At 46.9% G+C, this 16719-nt stretch carries 14 protein-coding genes; 6 read left to right on the top strand and 8 right to left on the bottom strand.

What is annotated here, in order from left to right; genetic code table 11:
• Positions 1 to 27 precede the first annotated feature (27 nt).
• The gene (gene sohB, locus Q4Q49_RS18230) at positions 28 to 1044 is read left to right on the top strand and encodes a protease SohB (RefSeq protein WP_311988641.1); all 1017 of its coding nucleotides are present in this window, start codon (positions 28 to 30) and stop codon (positions 1042 to 1044) included.
• Between the two features lie 87 nt (positions 1045 to 1131).
• Here sohB and Q4Q49_RS18225 read toward each other — a convergent pair whose 3' ends face one another.
• Together Q4Q49_RS18225 and Q4Q49_RS18220 are read right to left on the bottom strand one after the other, a co-directional pair.
• The gene (locus tag Q4Q49_RS18225; protein ID WP_311988642.1) at positions 1132 to 2199 is read right to left on the bottom strand and encodes a DUF3083 family protein; all 1068 of its coding nucleotides are present in this window, start codon (positions 2197 to 2199) and stop codon (positions 1132 to 1134) included.
• Positions 2200 to 2344: 145 nt separating this feature from the next.
• Positions 2345 to 2944: an arylesterase gene (locus tag Q4Q49_RS18220; protein ID WP_311988643.1), complete on the bottom strand. Its 600-nt coding sequence runs from the start codon at positions 2942 to 2944 to the stop codon at positions 2345 to 2347.
• 52 nt (positions 2945 to 2996) lie between these two features.
• Here Q4Q49_RS18220 and Q4Q49_RS18215 point away from each other — a divergent pair, with 52 nt between their 5' ends.
• From Q4Q49_RS18215 to lepB, 3 genes are all read left to right on the top strand, one after another.
• A complete protein-coding gene (locus tag Q4Q49_RS18215) occupies positions 2997 to 3725 on the top strand; it encodes an ABC transporter ATP-binding protein (RefSeq protein WP_311988644.1) in 729 nt (242 codons plus the stop codon).
• A 2-nt stretch (positions 3726 to 3727) separates the two neighbouring features.
• On the top strand, positions 3728 to 6256 hold the full coding sequence (locus Q4Q49_RS18210) for an FtsX-like permease family protein (RefSeq protein WP_312000048.1): 2529 nt from the start codon (positions 3728 to 3730) through the stop codon (positions 6254 to 6256).
• Between the two features lie 271 nt (positions 6257 to 6527).
• Positions 6528 to 7190, top strand: coding sequence for a signal peptidase I (lepB, locus tag Q4Q49_RS18205; RefSeq protein ID WP_107404292.1), 663 nt, complete (start codon positions 6528 to 6530; stop codon positions 7188 to 7190).
• 103 nt (positions 7191 to 7293) lie between these two features.
• Here the strand turns inward: lepB and gltS are convergent, their stop codons facing one another.
• The 3 genes from gltS to folX form a co-directional block, all read right to left on the bottom strand.
• The gene (gene gltS / locus Q4Q49_RS18200; RefSeq protein WP_312000047.1) at positions 7294 to 8517 is read right to left on the bottom strand and encodes a sodium/glutamate symporter; all 1224 of its coding nucleotides are present in this window, start codon (positions 8515 to 8517) and stop codon (positions 7294 to 7296) included.
• Positions 8518 to 9046: 529 nt separating this feature from the next.
• Positions 9047 to 9940 (bottom strand): TIGR01777 family oxidoreductase, encoded by an 894-nt coding sequence (locus Q4Q49_RS18195; RefSeq protein ID WP_311988646.1) that lies wholly within the window; start codon positions 9938 to 9940, stop codon positions 9047 to 9049.
• An 86-nt stretch (positions 9941 to 10026) separates the two neighbouring features.
• On the bottom strand, positions 10027 to 10389 hold the full coding sequence (gene folX, locus Q4Q49_RS18190) for a dihydroneopterin triphosphate 2'-epimerase (protein WP_006082167.1): 363 nt from the start codon (positions 10387 to 10389) through the stop codon (positions 10027 to 10029).
• A gap of 98 nt (positions 10390 to 10487) precedes the next feature.
• Here folX and Q4Q49_RS18185 point away from each other — a divergent pair, with 98 nt between their 5' ends.
• Both Q4Q49_RS18185 and Q4Q49_RS18180 read left to right on the top strand, forming a co-directional pair.
• On the top strand, positions 10488 to 11597 hold the full coding sequence (locus tag Q4Q49_RS18185) for an AI-2E family transporter (protein ID WP_012197293.1): 1110 nt from the start codon (positions 10488 to 10490) through the stop codon (positions 11595 to 11597).
• A gap of 6 nt (positions 11598 to 11603) precedes the next feature.
• Positions 11604 to 12521, top strand: a complete 918-nt coding sequence (locus tag Q4Q49_RS18180; protein WP_312000046.1) for a class I SAM-dependent methyltransferase — start codon at positions 11604 to 11606, stop codon at positions 12519 to 12521.
• Between the two features lie 212 nt (positions 12522 to 12733).
• Here the strand turns inward: Q4Q49_RS18180 and Q4Q49_RS18175 are convergent, their stop codons facing one another.
• From Q4Q49_RS18175 to pta, 3 genes are all read right to left on the bottom strand, one after another.
• Entirely contained in the window at positions 12734 to 12958 is a 225-nt protein-coding gene (locus Q4Q49_RS18175) for a hypothetical protein (RefSeq protein WP_106650891.1), read from the bottom strand.
• Between the two features lie 627 nt (positions 12959 to 13585).
• The gene (locus Q4Q49_RS18170) at positions 13586 to 14020 is read right to left on the bottom strand and encodes a hypothetical protein (protein ID WP_300476576.1); all 435 of its coding nucleotides are present in this window, start codon (positions 14018 to 14020) and stop codon (positions 13586 to 13588) included.
• Between the two features lie 482 nt (positions 14021 to 14502).
• Complete coding sequence (gene pta, locus Q4Q49_RS18165; RefSeq protein WP_311906132.1) at positions 14503 to 16656, bottom strand: phosphate acetyltransferase; 2154 nt, start codon at positions 16654 to 16656, stop codon at positions 14503 to 14505.
• Positions 16657 to 16719 lie beyond the last annotated feature (63 nt).

The following is a 16719-nucleotide window of genomic DNA, read 5'->3' as shown; positions in this document are numbered from 1 at the left end:
TGATGTAACGCCCTAACGGAGAGCACTTTGGAATTTTTATACGAGTATGGAATGTTTTTGGCGAAAGCCGTCACGATAGTGGTCGCAATAGTTGCGGTTATTATTGTGGTGTTGGCTTCCACTGTTAAACATAAGTCAGATAAGGGCGAGCTGAGGATCACTAACCTGTCTGAAGAGTTAGAAGAACTGAAGCATGGCTTAAAAGAAGAACTCCTTTCAAAGAAGCAATTCAAAGCCTATGAGAAGCAATTAAAGGCAGAAGAAAAGGCGAAAGACAAAGCTGCTGATGATGCCTGCACGGGCAAAGTGTTCGTGATCGATTTTAAGGGCAGTATCGATGCCGCTGAGGTTGCGTCACTGCGTGAAGAAATCAGTGCCATTTTAGCTATTGCGGAAAAAGGCGATGAAGTGGTTGTTAATGTCGAAAGTGGCGGCGGTATGGTGCACGGCTATGGTTTAGCCTCCAGCCAGCTTGACCGTTTACGCCAAGCCGATATTCCGCTAACAGTATGCGTTGATAAAGTGGCTGCCAGTGGCGGTTATATGATGGCCTGTGTTGCGAATAAAATTTATGCGGCGCCTTTTGCAATTGTTGGTTCAATTGGTGTTGTTGCTCAACTGCCGAACTTTAATCGTTTGCTGAAAAAGCATGAAATCGATTATGAGCAACATACCGCCGGTAATTTTAAACGTACCTTGACTGTGTTTGGTGAAAACTCCGATGAGGGAAGACAGAAGTTTCAAGAAGAACTCGAAGAAACCCACATCTTATTCAAAGCGTTTGTCGGTAAATATCGCCCTGAGTTGGATTTAGTGAAAGTAGCCACGGGCGAGCATTGGTACGGCCAGCAAGCCATTGAATTAGGGTTAGTTGATGCGATTTCGACCAGTGATGATGTAATTATGTCACTTGCCGCAGAGCGCACTGTGTATAAGATGCGTTATCAGGTGAGAAAGAAACTTGCCGATAAAATTGCCCATGGCGCATCTTTATCTGTGAATGCTATTTTTAATCGCCTCATAGAAAAAAATCGTCCTATGTAATTCTGTCTATTGGTGAATAAAAGTAAAAACGCCTGCATTTGCAGGCGTTTTCATTTGCTGAGCTTTCGCGGCTAATACCGAAGCGGGTTAGATTTGATAGCTGATATGTTGATGGAAACGTACGATGAGATCTTCACGCTCCGGATCGACACCTATGTCGGCTGCGAAGGCCTTCAGAGCTGTTTCAACATTGTTCATAAAGCGTCCGAAGCCTGAATCATCACAGTCTTTGGTGCCCGCGACTATGGTGAAGTGCGCGGCTTCGACTAAGTTATCGGCATTCCAGCGACGGATCACTTGTTGCTCAGTCGCATTAGGATCGAACCCTATCATTTGTACTTCGGCTTTGCTGTCGAGTTTTTCAAACTTACTGTTACGCACCAGCGGGGTTAAGCCGTTTGCTATCATGGCAAGACGCGTCAATTGTCTGTTGGCTGCCGCTTTGAGGAAGCAATCTTCAAGGTGTTGATATAAAGGCGTAAAGTCGGTTGCTGAGTCAGGTAATAAACCCTGCTTAAGTTTACGACTCAGTGGCAAGCTTACTGTTACATAAGTGAGAGAGCTGACGTTCTCTGGTAATTCGCACTTTCTGGCTTTATATCTTGGGCCGATGGCACGCAGTTTATAGCCATAGGTTTCTTTATAGCCCTTGGCTTTTGCGAACAGATCATAGGATAAATGCTGATGGTCGCGGACCTTAACTTTAAGATCGCTTATCGGCATTAAAGGCATCAATTCTGTCAGTAATTCGCGCACTCTAATGTGGAAACTGGCGGAATTACTGCGGATATCTTCACCCGTGGCAAGGAAGACAATGCGCAGTTTACGGGCGCGATAGTTTTCTTGCGAGAATAAATTTTGGGCTTCGTGGTAGGCTGGATTATAAAAAAATAGAATTTGTTCAGTGGTTTGGAAGCAATAGGCTTCGGTGTGGTAACGGACAACAGGCAGTTTATCGTTAGTGATCACGTGGACATTACGCAGATCGTGTTGTTCTGCCAAATTAAATATCAAACGGCTTAAGGTTTGATAACAGCTTTGATAATCAGGATATTGACTCAGTAGTTCATCCGTCACCTTGATTTCGGCTGTGATGTATTGATTGGTACGGGCTTCCTTGGGTATGTACACTTTTTGCTGATGGCTAAGGGACATATTGACTCCTTGTTTGAGTTAACCATTTGCTAACACGAATTTTACTGTTTATCTATAGGGTTAATCTTGCGTTAGAACACGTTTTTATCCGTTGAGCATGAGTTTAGCTAAGTAAGCGGTTCGTTAGCTTAAAATAGCAGCTATTTTATTGGGTTAACGCATCTTCTATCCATGGTTGCATCCAAGTTGCTATCTGCGTCTGCGCCTTTTCGTTGGGGTGAATGCCATCCCGTTGCATTAATTCTGGATGGGGCGCGATATCCTGCATAAAGAAGGGGATCAACACGATATCCTGTGCTTTGGATATGTCTTGATACACTTGGGTGAACTTTTGGGTGTAGCGAGGGCCATAGTTAGGCGGTACCATGATCTCGGTCAGCAGCACTTTTGCGCCGCTATCTTTGGCTAGGGTAATGATTTGGATTAGATTATTTTCAAGTTGCGTTGGGGGGAATCCACGTAAACCATCATTACCACCCAGTTCAACGACCACAAGGTCGGGGGCGACGGAATCGAGTAAGGCGGGTAATCGGCGTAAGCCGCCCGCTGTGGTTTCGCCACTCACTGAGCCATTAGTAAATTGATGTTCGGGCAGATTTTTTTGCAGCAGCGCCACCCAGCCTGACTGCTCTGCCATGCCATAGCTAGCGCCTAAGCTGTCGCCGAGGATCAACACCTTTGCCGCGTGCGCTGGTGTGGCCATGAATACACTCAATAGGATGAATGCCCCCAGGGTCTTCGCCATTGATGTTAATCTTAGCGATTGATACCAGAATGATTTATATAAGAAGGATCCTATGTCTAACGTCATCTTAAAAAACAGTGCCATCAATGTTGTTAACCTCGAAAAATCAGTGACTACTCAGGAAGGAACGCTCACTATCCTCAAGGGCATTAACTTAGATGTCAAGCAAGGTGAGAGTGTGGCCATTCTTGGTCCGTCGGGTTCGGGCAAGTCTACTCTGCTCGGATTGCTTGCGGCGCTTGATACGCCTACCTCTGGCGAAATTTGGCTAGATGGTGTGGCGTTATCTCCACTGAATGAAGAGCAAAAAGCGGCACTGCGTAAACAGAAGGTCAGCTTTATTTTTCAATCCTTTATGTTAGTGGATACCTTAACCGCGCTAGAGAACGTTATGTTACCCGCCGAGCTTGCGGGCGTGAGCAATGCCAAGGAAAAAGCCCAAGCCATGTTAGTGCGAGTCGGTTTATCCCATCGTTTAACCCATTTGCCCAAACAATTATCGGGCGGAGAGCAGCAAAGGGTGGCGATTGCCCGTGCTTTTATTTGTGAGCCCACAGTGCTGTTTGCCGATGAACCTACGGGTAACTTGGACAGCGTCAACGGCCATAAAATTGCCGATATGTTGTTTGAACTGAATCAAGAAAGCCACACCACTCTTATCCTCGTCACCCACGATTTACTGCTGGCTAAGCGTTGTGAGCGGCAGCTGGTGATGGATAACGGCCATTTACAGGAAGATACGGCGCGCGCAGCACCGCTTGCCAATGCTAAGGAGGCTTAATAATGGAGTTAAGTTTGGCATGGCGCCTGTTTAAGCGCGAGTTACAGCAAGGGCAATTGTTATTGATTATCCTCGCTATTATGCTCGCGGTATTGTCTGTTAGTGGGTTGGCGCGGGTAAGTGAACGGCTGCAAGTGGCTATTTCAGGCCAAGCTTCACAGTTTATTGCCGCCGATCGGATTATCGATTCGCCAGTTAAAATTGATGCGGCGATTTTAACCAAAGCCGAAGATCTTGGGCTTAAGCATGTGACGAACATGCAATTTAATTCCATGGTCTATTCGGGTGATAAGTTTCAGTTAGTCACAGTTCGCGCCGTTGAAACAGGTTATCCACTCAAGGGCGACATTGAACTCACCAGTGGTAAAACCAAGGCTTTACCCCAAGCGGGTGAAATCTGGTTTGAAACCCGCTTAGGTGGACTCCTCGGTTATCCCAAATCCATCGAGCTAGGTAACAGTGAGTTTGTGCTCAGCAATGAAATAAGCCGCTTACCCGACGCGGGCTTTAATCCTTTTGCTTCCTCGCCCGTGGTATTGATGCGCATGGAAGATGTCGCCAAAACGGGAGTGATTCAACCGGGCAGCCGCGTGACCTATCTGTATCAATTTGCAGGCGATGAAGCCTCGCTTACGGCTTTTGAGCAAAGTGTTAAACCGCTTCTCAATAGCACCCAGCGCTGGGTCGATGTGCAATCCGGTGACTCGCCGATTGCGGGAGCCGTTAAGCGAGCTGAGCGCTTCCTACTGCTAGCTAGTTTGATGGGCATTGCACTGGCCTGCGCCGCGATAGGCATTGCCGCCCAGCGTTATTGTCAGCGCCATTACGATGTGGTGGCCATGCTGAAAACCTTTGGCGCCTCGGCAAAGCAAATTCGATTGTTGTTTGGTACTCACTTATTGTTAGTGACGTTAATGGGGATTGTGTTTGGCCTTGTCGGTGGTGTGTTACTCGATTTTGGGATCAGTTATCTATTGCCGCCCGAAATTGCCGCCTATTCGCCGCCACTCACTCGGCCATTACTGCTTGGTGTAAGCACAGGGCTTATCAGCGCCTTTATGTTTTCGGCTTACCCACTAATGCGTTTACTGGCCATTCCGCCACTACGAGTGCTACAGCGTCAGTTAGAAGGCCTGCCACTGGGGATGTGGCTGCATCTGCTTTTGAGCTTAGGGGCGATGGCGTTACTGGGCTATTTGTATTCCCAAAGTTGGGCTTTGACTCTGACTGTGGTCGCAGCGGTGTTGCTGCTCGGTGTGCTGTTAAGCGTGCTTGGCTTTGTGATGATACGTTTAGGCCACAGTGTCGGCATGAAGACCACCAATCCCTTACAGTTGGCACTGGCAGGGCTCAGACGTCGTGCGCGGCAAAATGCGGTGCAATTGGTGGGATTTAGCGCTGCACTGGTATTGTTATTGACGATTCTGGCGTTAAGACAAGACTTGCTCAACGAGTGGCAAAAACAGTTGCCCGAAAATGCACCTAACTACTTCCTCGTCAATATTGCGCCCGACGATGCTAAGCCCTTAAATGATTTTATGACGACTAAGGGGATAGTGGCGACGGACATTTATCCTGTGATCCGTGGCCGTTTAACTCAAATTAACGGTGAAGCGTTGATTTCGAATGAACAGTCTGAAGCGGGTGAAAAGGGCAGAGTGGGTATTTCCCGCGAGTTAAACCTAACGTGGCGCAATACGCTGCCTGCTAACAACGAACTGTTAGAGGGGCATTTTAATCAAGCGGCCGATGAAGTGTCGGTGGAATCTGGCGTGGCGGACCGTTTGGGTATTGGCATTGGCGATAAGCTGACTTATATGATTGATAATCAAGAGCTCACAGTCACGGTTGCCAGTATTCGTGCCGTGCACTGGGAAACGCTGCAGCCGAACTTCTTTATGATTTTCACCCAAGAAGCCCTCGCGCCTTTTGCTTATACCTCGATGGCGAGTTTTTATCTGAATGATCAGCAAGCTACGAATGACCAGTCAACAAATGACCAAGCAACAGACGGCCAAGCGCTGAGTGCCTATGGTACGCCTAAGGATGCGGTGATCCTTGCGCTTATTCAGCAGTTCCCGACCATATCTATCATAGATGTTGGTGCTATGGTGGGGCAGTTGCGACAGATAATTGAGCAAGTGTCGCTGTCCTTGTCTTTAGTGCTGGCCTTAGTGCTATTAGCCAGTGCCTTAGTCTTGATTGCACAGACTGAGGCTGGCATGGCAACTCGGCAGCGCGAACTGGCGGTGCTGCGTACCTTTGGCGCTTCGGGATGGTTATTGCGCAGTGCAACGGGTTTAGAGTTTGCCTTGCTTGGCGGTATTGCAGGAGTGTTAGCCGTCATAGTGGCCGAATTTGCGTTATATCTACTTAAGACGCAAGTGTTTGAGCTTAATGTGTATATGCACTGGCCTTGGTGGGGAATAGCCCCTGTTTCTGGCGCTTTAATCGTGGCCTTACTTGGGGTGTGGCGTTGCCGACAATTGCTTAGCCAATCTTGCTCTGAGCTATTAAAGGCGGGCAGCTAGTGATTGCTTGCATGGGCTAACACTATAAGTTTATGACTTAAGTAGACAGCGTTAACAATAAAAAGCACTGATGCTGCCTAAGCTCAGTGCTTTTTTATTGTCTTGCTGATTCTGCTGAGTTTGAGCATGACTCGAATATGAATATGCGTTTTTACATTGGCTTACAAATTGATCTGTGCCTAAGCTGGTAGCAACAGAACTTAGTGCAACGCAATGGGTCTATCTAACTGAGAACAGCGACTAGCTTATACATGCCAAAGAGAGGGAATATATGTTCAAAGGAATAACCAAACTACTTAAGGATAACCGCTCCTTTTTTTTGTTTATCAGCTTAATGTTAGTTTTCAGGAGCGCTGTGGCTGATTGGAATACCGTGCCATCGGGTTCTATGCTGCCGACTATCGTCGAGGGCGATCGCATTCTGGTGAACAAGATGGCCTACGATCTTAGGGTGCCATTTACCCATATCGCCTTAGTCAAACTGGCAGATCCCGCCCGCGGTGATATCGTGGTGTTCGACTCGAAAAAGGCCGATAAAAAACTCATTAAGCGGGTGATTGCTGTGCCAGGCGATACTGTGATGATGCGGGATAATCGTTTGTATTTAAATGGCGAACCCCTTAGTTACACATCCCAAGCATTGAGTCCTTATGCTCCCGCTGATGTCACAGAAATGCAGGAGAACTTACTCGATATGGCCCACAGTATTCGCCTTAATCCTGTAGCCTCAAGGCTCGCCAACTTTGGACCTGTCACTGTGCCAGACGCGCATTACCTAGCGCTGGGTGATAATCGAGATAATAGCGCTGATTCTCGGGTCATTGGCTTTGTGCCACGGGATGAAATTGTTGGCCGTTCCAGCTCAGTGGTTTTCTCCCTTGATTATGATGATCATTACTTGCCTCGACCTGAGCGTCTCATGCGCGAGTTTTAGCATTTACGATTTTGTACCATAAAGAAGGGCGCCGAATGAGGCGCCCTTTTGTTAGCTGGTTGATTCAACGATGCTTTACATTAAGCAACTTCTTCAAAAGCGACTACTTCATAAAGCTCAGATAGCCCTGCAAGACAATCAAGTTAACGATGTCGATAAAGAAAGCGCCGACGATAGGCACAACCATAAAGGCTTGGGGTGACGGCCCTGTGCGCGAGACTAGCGCGCCCATGTTCATTACCGCCGTTGGTGTTGCACACATACCAAAGCCGCAGTGGCCACCAGTGATCACTGCCGCATCGTAATTACTGCCCATCACTTTGAATGTCACGAAATAGGCGAACACCGCCAGTACTGCGGTTTGCACCAGTAAGATGACGAGCAGCGGGATGGCTAAATCAAAAATCTCCCATAGCTTTAAGGTCATCAAAGCCATAGAAAGGAACAGTGACAGGGCGACTGTGCCTATGACATCGATACTTTCAGTATGGGGCTTATAGCCGCGGGTGAGTTCAGTGATATTGGCGATGATAACGCCAAGGAAGAGAGCATAAACAAAGTCGGGCATTTTGAGCCATGCTATGCCCGATTGGCTGATCCACAGCGTGAGCCATTTTGAGCCTGCAACGCACAGCAGCAGTACAAACAGGGTTTCTAATATGGTTTTGGCTGTGACTTGATCTTCTTCTAACTGATCGTAAGTCACTAAATGCGGATGTTCACTGTGATGCTTGCGACCAATCCCATAGCGAGAAACAAGATTATGTTTACCGATTAATCGCTGCGCAACGGGGCCACCTATAATTCCGCCCATGATTAAGCCAAAGGTCGCAGCGGCCATAGCAAACTCTAAAGTATTGATACCGTAGTTTTCCGCAAAGGTTTGTGACCAAGCGACGCCAGTTCCATGGCCACCCGACAGGGTAATTGACCCTGCGATAAGGCCCATAATCGGGTCGAGCCCTAACAGATTGGCTAAACTGACGCCGACGGCGTTTTGGATAACAATATAAATCGAGGCAACACCCAGAAAGATAAAGACTTTTTTACCACCGCTGAGTAACAGCTTGTAGTTTGCCGAGAGGCCAATCGTGCTGAAAAACATCAGCATTAAGGTATTTTGCAGCGATAAGCTGAAGTCGAGACTGATATTTTGAAAGTGAAGAAATGCGACACCCGCGGCTACAACGAGGCCACCCACTATGGGTTCGGGGATATTATATTGCCTAAAGACACGTACATGGCGATTGATGGAGTGGCCGATAAACAGCACGAAAATGGCAATTAAAAATGATTCTAGCTCGCCAATCGTATAGGTCGTGTGCATGAAAATTCCTTACAAACTGTCTTAGTGTGGGCATTTCAGTGAGCACAATGCCCATTGAGGAGTCACCCATCTTGTTATTAAGTACCTGCTAATGCTGGATGTTAAGCGCTTGATGTCGAGGACAGATCAGTGTCAATCCGATAAAAATTTAAAGGATGAGTGAGCGCGAGTGTGTTTCGTTTTATGGTTTACAGGCCAAGAACAGCAGATTAAATAGCCTGTTCTTGAGCATAAATAACTGTCTATTTATGAGATGTTGCTGAGTTTATCTGTGGTCAAGGTTGAGGCGATTAATGCGTGCCTCCTATGACCGAATGGAGGCGAGTTTAGCAGAAAAGTGCCGCGCTGTCGCTAAATCACATTACAAATCATGATGTTACTATATTGTTTTTCTAGTGTTACTAAAGTGGCGCTTGTGCTTACGTCAACATCCAGCAAGCCTTAGCACCGAAATTCGTGCGCATTAGCGCCCGAATATGTCGATGTTTAATGCAAGATTCCGCGGGATTGTTAGCATCAGCGTGCTAGCCTATTTGGCTAACACGTCGGTTAAGGCATTGTCGAGGTCACTGAATTGAAACTGAAAACCGGCTTCGAGAACGCGTTTAGGATAAACAAACTGTCCTTCGGTCAGCAGCTCCGACATTTCACCCATAGCTAAGCGTAACGCAAGTGGTGGGGTCGTGATAAGGGCGGGGCGATTGAGTGCTTTTCCAAGCGCTTTAGTAAACACAGCGTTACTGACTGGGTTGGGGGCAGTGGCGTTGAATACGCCTTTGCAATGTTCTTGGCTGAGTAAAAAGTCGATAAGGGAGATGAGATCTTGCACATGGATCCAGCTCATGCCTTGACGTCCATGACCAATTGGGCCACCGAGTCCGAGCTTAAAGGGCGGTAGCATTTTCTCTAATGCGCCGCCTTTTCCTAACACAATCCCGATACGGATAATGCAGACGCGGGTTTGCTCAGTATTTGCATTAAGCGCTTCTTGCTCCCATTTTCGGCAGATGTCATGGCTAAACTCAACATGGGCACCATTGGATTCATCGAGCAATTGATCATCATGTCGACCGTAATAACCCACTGCCGAACCACTCACCATGATCTTAGGCGGATTACTACTCTGCTGTATGAGCTGAGTTAATCTTGCCGTGATATCCCAACGGCTATCACAAATCCGCTGCTTCTGGTTTTTGCTCCAGCGCTTAGCGACGATCGGCTCGCCCGCAAGATTCACTATGGCGTCGATATGATTTAGGTCGCTCAGCGCATCGAGGCTCTCAAGGTAATGGTGCTGATTACCGAGTATTCTCTGCGTTTGTTGCACTGAGCGCGTTAATAACGTCAGTTGATGATGGGGCGCCAATCGTTCGACTAATTGGCGGCCAATAAAGCCGCTTGCGCCAGTGATCAGTATATTCATGGAACCTCTCTTATCGGTTGAGCTCTGAGGATATATACCGAAATACGGTGTGCAACGATCACTTAGTCTGGCTATTTCTAGCGAGATTATTTCTGATAACACAACTCCATAGAGACTGAATCAGCAAAGCGCAGGGCATGGGGTTTGTCGATTTCGACACTGGCAAATTCAACCCAAGGATGCTCACTGGCGATGGCCAGCGTTTGGCTGGTGAGATTTTCGAGTAATGAGAAACGGTTATTCTCGATCAGCTCAATGATCTTTTTGGTGATAGTGCGGTAATTGAGTGCATCCTCAACATTATCACTGTTACGGGCACGCTCGGCACAGTAATGGATCACGACATTGATGATCACGTCTTGGCGATTTTGAATTTCATCTTCTTTAATGCCGATAAAAGTACGAAGTCTTAAGTTTTTAATGCGTATAATCGCGGTTTCTGGTTTCATAATGGCAAATGGCTATCTTAAGCTAAGGTTTCTGAGGTTAAGTGTGTTCTCGGGTTAGCCTAACAATTTTATCTAAGATCAAGAAGGATTTTTAATAAATGACGCGACCTAATGCGCCCTCCGCAGCTTACCGTGGCTTTGCGGTTATGGCCTTTGTAGTGATTATTTTGGCAGGGATTAAGGCGGCGAGCCCGATTGTGGTGCCGTTTGTGCTGTCCAGTTTTCTGGCGGTGATTTGTAATCCCGCGATTGGTTTAATGACAAAATTCCGTGTGCCTAAATGGCTTGCGGTGATCCTCTTGATGGGATTTATTGTGTTGATGGGCCTCTGGTTAGCCTCGGTTGTCGGCAGTTCAGTCAATGAGTTCTCCAAACAATTGCCCCAATATCGAGTGCAGTTAGTCGAGCAATTTGCTTGGATATTAAATAAGTTACATTCCTTCAATATTCAGATTTCGAAGGATCAAGTGTTAGCGTATTTTGACCCTGGCATGGCCTTGTCTATGACCACTAATATGCTGTCGGGTGTTGGCAATGTGATGGCGAATTTATTTCTGATCATCTTAACCATCGTCTTTATGCTGTTTGAAGCCCAATCGCTACCAAAGAAATTGCATCTGGCGCTGGACGATCCCGATATGCGCCTCAAGCAGATTGACCGCTTTTTGCAATCGGTTAATCAGTACATGGTGATCAAGACGCTAGTGAGTTTAGCGACCGGGGTTATCGTCGGTGTCGGTTTAACCATTATTGGTGTGGATTACGCCATGCTGTGGGCGGTGATCGCCTTCCTATTTAATTACATTCCCAATATCGGTTCTATCATCGCTGCCATTCCTGCGGTGTTATTAGCCTTTATTCAGCTTGGTCCTGCGGCTGCTGGCGGTACTGCACTTTTATATGTCGGTGCCAACATGGTGATGGGCAATATGATTGAACCTAAATTTATGGGCCGCGGCTTAGGCTTATCGACCTTAGTAGTGTTTTTATCGTTAATTTTTTGGGGCTGGTTGCTCGGTTCTGTCGGCATGTTGCTGTCGGTGCCGCTGACTATGGTGGTTAAAATTGCCCTCGAATCGAGTAAAAGTGGTAACTGGTTAGCCATATTATTATCGGACGATGTTGAAGATAAGTTCGTGGCCAACAACACGGAAAACTCAAGTTCCGATGCCGATGAAGCCGATACAAGTACAACAGAGAGTAAGTAATAGAAGATGCAAAGTTTTATACAAGCGCTAGCGACAATTGAATTAGGTGATGATGCAGTGCGGTTATTCCACGGCCGCGGTGGACATTACGTGGGTTGTGAACACCTATGTTTAGATTGGTTTGCGCCAGTGCTATTACTGACCAGTTTCACTCCTTTAGCCGATGACGATTTAGCGACATGTCAGCAGGCCATTGCGGCGCGTTGGCAGGTCATTTGTCCCGGTAGCCAACTGAATTTAGTCTACCAATACCGCAGTGCGGGGGAGACCTTTACTCAAGTGCTGCAAGGCGAAGTGCCTGAGCCGCATATCGTTAGTGAAAATGGCGCACGCTTTCAGGTGCATTTAATGCGCGGACAAAACCACGGTTTATTCCTCGATATGGCTAACGGCCGAGAGTGGGTGAGAGCAAATGCCCACTATAAAAAAGTGCTTAATTTGTTTGCCTATACCTGTGGTTTCTCGGTGGCGGCATTGCAAGGCGGCGCCGATGAAGTGGTCAATATGGACATGAGCAAAGGCGCATTAGGCATAGGCAAACAGAATCATTTGCTGAATGGCTTTAGCGCAGGGGCACGTTTTTTAGGCCATGATATTTTTAAATCTTGGGGCAAACTGAAAAAGCTTGGTCCCTACGACATTATTGTGGCCGATCCTCCGAGCAATCAAAAGGGCAGCTTTGTCGCGACTAAGGATTATGTGCGTTTAATCAGGCGTTTACCTGAGTTACTTGCCGATAATGGTGAAGTATTACTCTGCCTCAATGCACCCGAGCTCGATACCACTTTCCTACGCCAGCAGGTCGCAGATGCGGCGCCAACACTCGAATACATAGAGCGCTTAGCCAATCCACCAGCATTTATGGATGTGTCTGAAGAGAAGTCGCTTAAGGTGCTGCGTTACCGTTTATCGACTCAAGCCTAGTCTAGATTTAGCATAACAGGCCAGTATTAACTGGCCTTTTTGTTTGTTTTTAATAGGGCTAAAGGGCTAATTAAATTACTGATTCTAAAAGTGCAACAAGTATGGATGTGCAAACTCAAGCCAAGCTTGCAGTCAGACTAGCTTGAGTGTTGAGCTTTTTACGCAGTCACTTGTTGATGAGTAAATGGTTACTCAATAGCTTAAACGTTTCGTCAGTAGCTTAATCGTTCAGAGAGCTGCGATTGTCCAAAGGTTTCAATCACTTTGCTCACTTGATGATGGTTTAAGTGTTTGAGGGCGGAAATTTCATCATAAAGCCTGTCCTGAACATCTAATGGCATATTCATGTGTTCCATAAACATGCGGATCCCTAATACATCGCCGTGGCTAAATAATGTCGTTAGTGTGGTGGCTTCAAGCTCAATAAGTGCGTTCATATCTTACCTCCTACTCGCGTCATTACTTAATTGATAGCAGCTAGCGTCGCACTTCCCTAGATTCATTGTTTGTAAGCGATTTCTGTTAATAGCGTTTGTGTATATAGGGCTGCATTAAATGGCGTCATGGGCGGCTAAATATCATCGTCAAAGATGAAAGGTTTTCAGCTTACGGTACAGATTTTAAGCTTTAAAAGTGATAAATCGGCTTTGGTGCCACTAAAGAAGAAACAAAACTGAAAGTTTTCTGTAATTATGGTTTTGGCTTTGTTATACTCCCGCCCACGGAATAATCCCTTTCCTCATAGGCAAAATGTCAGCATAGAATGACATGCCTCTGCGACCTTACCCAATCAAGCAGGAGTTGTTATGGAAGTTCATGAATACGAAAATGCTTATTATCAAGTGAAAGACGATGTACTGACGTCTTTACCTGCTGAAAGCGAAGAAGAAGTGATCCAGGCCTAATCGATAACGATTAGACTGACGGTACTTATGAGTCGGACGTAACAAAACAAGCACATTGAAATAGCAACCTTAGGGTTGCTATTTTTTTAGCTGAAATCGGTGCTAGGATGGAGCGCATGAGAAGACATGCGCAATAAAAGTGGCGAGCGAGAAGGGAGATTAACCGTTTACTTTGCGCTTTTCTGGCATCAGCTCGACGATAGTCCACTTACTGCCAATCTTGTGAAGACGTATGGTCCTGTCATCAATCCACGGCTGACCGCCTTTAAGGCCTTTCATTTTGATCACGACAATGACGTCTTTGGTAAATTTACGGAAAAAGTCGATATCGATATCATCAATTTCCATTTCAACATTGGTCATCGACAGGCCGAGCATATTACGCTGTACGGCTGCGGCAATATGGTAATGGGTGAGCACTTGTTTAATGGGATCGTCGACAAATTGCTTGGCTTGTTCAACATTACGATCAACATAAATCGCTTTAAAAAAGCCTAAGCTCACTTCTTCGGGCGATAACTGGCGTTGATCTTCCGTCGAGGGATCGCCGCAACCAAAGAGGAACAGCAGGGAGATAAATAATAGAGTTCGCATAAGTTTTAGTTATTGGAATTTGTTCTGAGTATCGCGATTTTAGACTTAATGCACAAGTTTTGTCGTTATTTGCAATCTATTGGGAAATGCGTTGACTCAAGCCTATTGAGTGTGGCATATAGTTAGGAGGCATATAAAAAGGTTATCCACAGAAACTGTGGAAAACTATGTTGAAGACTTCAGTGATACTTTGTAAGTTACTGATATTGTCTTGCTTTATCTGCTGGTTAAAAAGTGACGCTTTTCAGTTTTCCGCCATGTTCCACTTTCACTTGTGGATATTTTTCGCCGTTTACTCACCTTATTCACACCGCTTAATTCGTTTTTCCCTCGTATTTAGTCTGCTTATTTTGCCATATTGGCTTTGCTATTGAGCCATTGTCGCAGTGCGATAGCCTTGCTTAAGCTAAATTTGAGCATAAAAAAAGCACCGGTAAGTACCAGTGCTTTTTTGTGCGTAACACTATGCAGATTTCGCTGTGTTAGCCTTTAGCTGCGTCGTTTTGTGCTGCTTGAATTGCCGTTAGGGCGATAGTGTAGACGATATCATCGACTAACGCGCCGCGAGATAAGTCGTTCACAGGTTTGCGCATACCTTGCAGCATCGGACCGATACTGATCAGGTCCGCGCTTCGCTGTACAGCCTTGTAAGTCGTGTTGCCTGTATTGAGGTCTGGGAACACGAAAACGGTGGCTTGGCCAGCGACAGGACTATCAGGTGCCTTAGAGCGAGCAACATTTGGCATAACCGCCGCATCGTATTGCAATGGACCATCAATAATCAGATCTGGGCGTTTTTCTTTGGCGATACGGGTCGCTTCACGCACTTTATCCACATCTGAACCTGTGCCTGAGTTACCGGTTGAGTAGCTGATCATCGCGACTCTTGGCTCGATACCGAAGGCTTTTGCTGATTCCGCTGATTGGATGGCAATATCAGCTAACTGCTCAGCATTGGGATCGGGGTTAATTGCGCAGTCACCGTAAACAAGCACTTGATCTGGCATCAACATAAAGAAGATGGACGACACTAAGCTTGAGCCCGGTGCCGTTTTGATCAATTGCAGTGGCGGACGAATGGTATTGGCCGTAGTGTTAACCGCGCCAGAAACGATACCGTCAACTTCGTTTTGCGCCAGCATCATAGTGCCGAGCACCATGTTATCTTCTAACTGTTCACGGGCCACGACTTCAGTTAAGCCTTTGCTGCGACGTAGATCTAACATAGGTTCTACGTAGCGGTCGCGGACCTCTTCTGGATCGATAATGATCACGCCTTCGCCAAGCACCACATCTTGCTGTGCAGCGATACGCAGAATTTCTTCTTTTTTACCTAAAAGTACACAGCGAGCGATACCGCGTTCGGCACAAATGGCCGCCGCTTTAATCGTACGCGGCTCATCACCTTCTGGCAGCACCACAGTCTTGTGGGCGGCGCGCGCCAATTCCGTGAGTTTGTAACGGAAAGCTGGTGGTGATAGGCGATGCTCACGGGGCGAGTTTTTAGTGACGCTTTCAATCCAAGTTTGGTCGATGTGGCTGGCCACATAATCCTGCACCAGATCAATACGAACCGCGTCATCGACAGGTACTTCATGGTCGAAACGTTGAATGTTGAGCGAGGTTTGCCAAGTGTTGCTGTCGATTAAGAACACAGGTAAACCGGTTTCAAAGGCCTGTTCACACAGCTTAAGGATTTCTGGCTCTGGCTCGTAGCTACCTGTTAATAACAGGGCACCAATTTTCACGCCGTTCATGGCCGCAAGACAGGCTGAAACGATGACATCTGAGCGATCGCCTGAGGTTACAAGCAAGGAGTCAGTCTTAATATGAGTGACCATGTTCGGGATACTGCGGGCACAGAACGTGACTTTACGCAGGCGGCGGGTATGCATTTCACCAGCATTCAGAATGCGTGCACTTAAATGTTTCGCTAAATCCGACGCACGAGGAGCGACAAGATCAAGATTGTAGGGCACGCTGCCTAAGATACGCAGTGGGCTCTTACCCGGCAGTTGGAACATGCTGGCCGCATCTGAGCGTTGAACACCTTGGTGATCAAAGACTTCAGATAGATCAGGGCGCGCGCGACCTTCGTCGTCCACGGGTGCTCCAATCTTGTTAATCACAGCGCCAATTAAGCGTTTATTCTTTTTCCCGCCCCAAGAGTTATAGGCGATTTCGAGGCGATTCATTAGCCCTGTGGCCGTATCACTGCCTGGTGTGGCAATAAAAATCACGTCGGCATCCATAGCTTTAGCGATGGCATAGTTCACATCATCGGCGAAGGGATGATTACGCGTTGGTACTAGACCTTCGACAATTAAGGTCTCTGTGTTGCTAGCGCAATCGGCCGCACGGGCAATGATTTGCTCCATTAAGACGTCGATTTGGTCGGCGCGGATTAAGGCTTCGGCATGGGCCATGTCGAAGGGCTCTAAGGGATTTACTGTTGGCGATTTGCTCAGAATAGTGGTCGAGCGTTCTGGGCCATTATCGTTTGGACGAAGCTGAGAAATAGGCTTAAAGAACTGAACCTTAACCCCGTGGCGCTCCAGTGCGCGCACCATCCCAAGGCTTAAGGAGGTCAGGCCGACTCCGGTACCTATGGGGATTAACATAATATTACGAGACATAAAAACCTCTAGTTTCGATGGTTTTTGGCAGAAGAGTTTCTGCAAATTTGCTTGTGAGTACGG

The sequence above is a fragment of the Shewanella sp. SP1S1-7 genome, from assembly GCF_031932105.1.
In the GTDB taxonomy this organism is placed as follows: domain Bacteria; phylum Pseudomonadota; class Gammaproteobacteria; order Enterobacterales; family Shewanellaceae; genus Shewanella; species Shewanella baltica.
The sequence above is the reverse complement of the archived record's forward strand: the minus strand, read 5'-3'. Positions and strand labels throughout refer to the sequence as shown.

Bases quoted from the DNA above. Each gene is read 5' to 3' on its own strand.
- Q4Q49_RS18225 (WP_311988642.1), bottom strand. From the start codon at position 2,199: ATGTCCCTTAGCCATCAGCAAAAAGTGTACATACCCAAGGAAGCCCGT.
- Q4Q49_RS18220 (WP_311988643.1), bottom strand. From the start codon at position 2,944: ATGGCGAAGACCCTGGGGGCATTCATCCTATTGAGTGTATTCATGGCC.
- Q4Q49_RS18215 (WP_311988644.1), top strand. From the start codon at position 2,997: ATGTCTAACGTCATCTTAAAAAACAGTGCCATCAATGTTGTTAACCTC.
- Q4Q49_RS18210 (WP_312000048.1), top strand. From the start codon at position 3,728: ATGGAGTTAAGTTTGGCATGGCGCCTGTTTAAGCGCGAGTTACAGCAA.
- lepB (WP_107404292.1), top strand. From the start codon at position 6,528: ATGTTCAAAGGAATAACCAAACTACTTAAGGATAACCGCTCCTTTTTT.
- gltS (WP_312000047.1), bottom strand. From the start codon at position 8,517: ATGCACACGACCTATACGATTGGCGAGCTAGAATCATTTTTAATTGCC.
- Q4Q49_RS18195 (WP_311988646.1), bottom strand. From the start codon at position 9,940: ATGAATATACTGATCACTGGCGCAAGCGGCTTTATTGGCCGCCAATTA.
- folX (WP_006082167.1), bottom strand. From the start codon at position 10,389: ATGAAACCAGAAACCGCGATTATACGCATTAAAAACTTAAGACTTCGT.
- Q4Q49_RS18185 (WP_012197293.1), top strand. From the start codon at position 10,488: ATGACGCGACCTAATGCGCCCTCCGCAGCTTACCGTGGCTTTGCGGTT.
- Q4Q49_RS18180 (WP_312000046.1), top strand. From the start codon at position 11,604: ATGCAAAGTTTTATACAAGCGCTAGCGACAATTGAATTAGGTGATGAT.
- Q4Q49_RS18175 (WP_106650891.1), bottom strand. From the start codon at position 12,958: ATGAACGCACTTATTGAGCTTGAAGCCACCACACTAACGACATTATTT.
- Q4Q49_RS18170 (WP_300476576.1), bottom strand. From the start codon at position 14,020: ATGCGAACTCTATTATTTATCTCCCTGCTGTTCCTCTTTGGTTGCGGC.
- pta (WP_311906132.1), bottom strand. From the start codon at position 16,656: ATGTCTCGTAATATTATGTTAATCCCCATAGGTACCGGAGTCGGCCTG.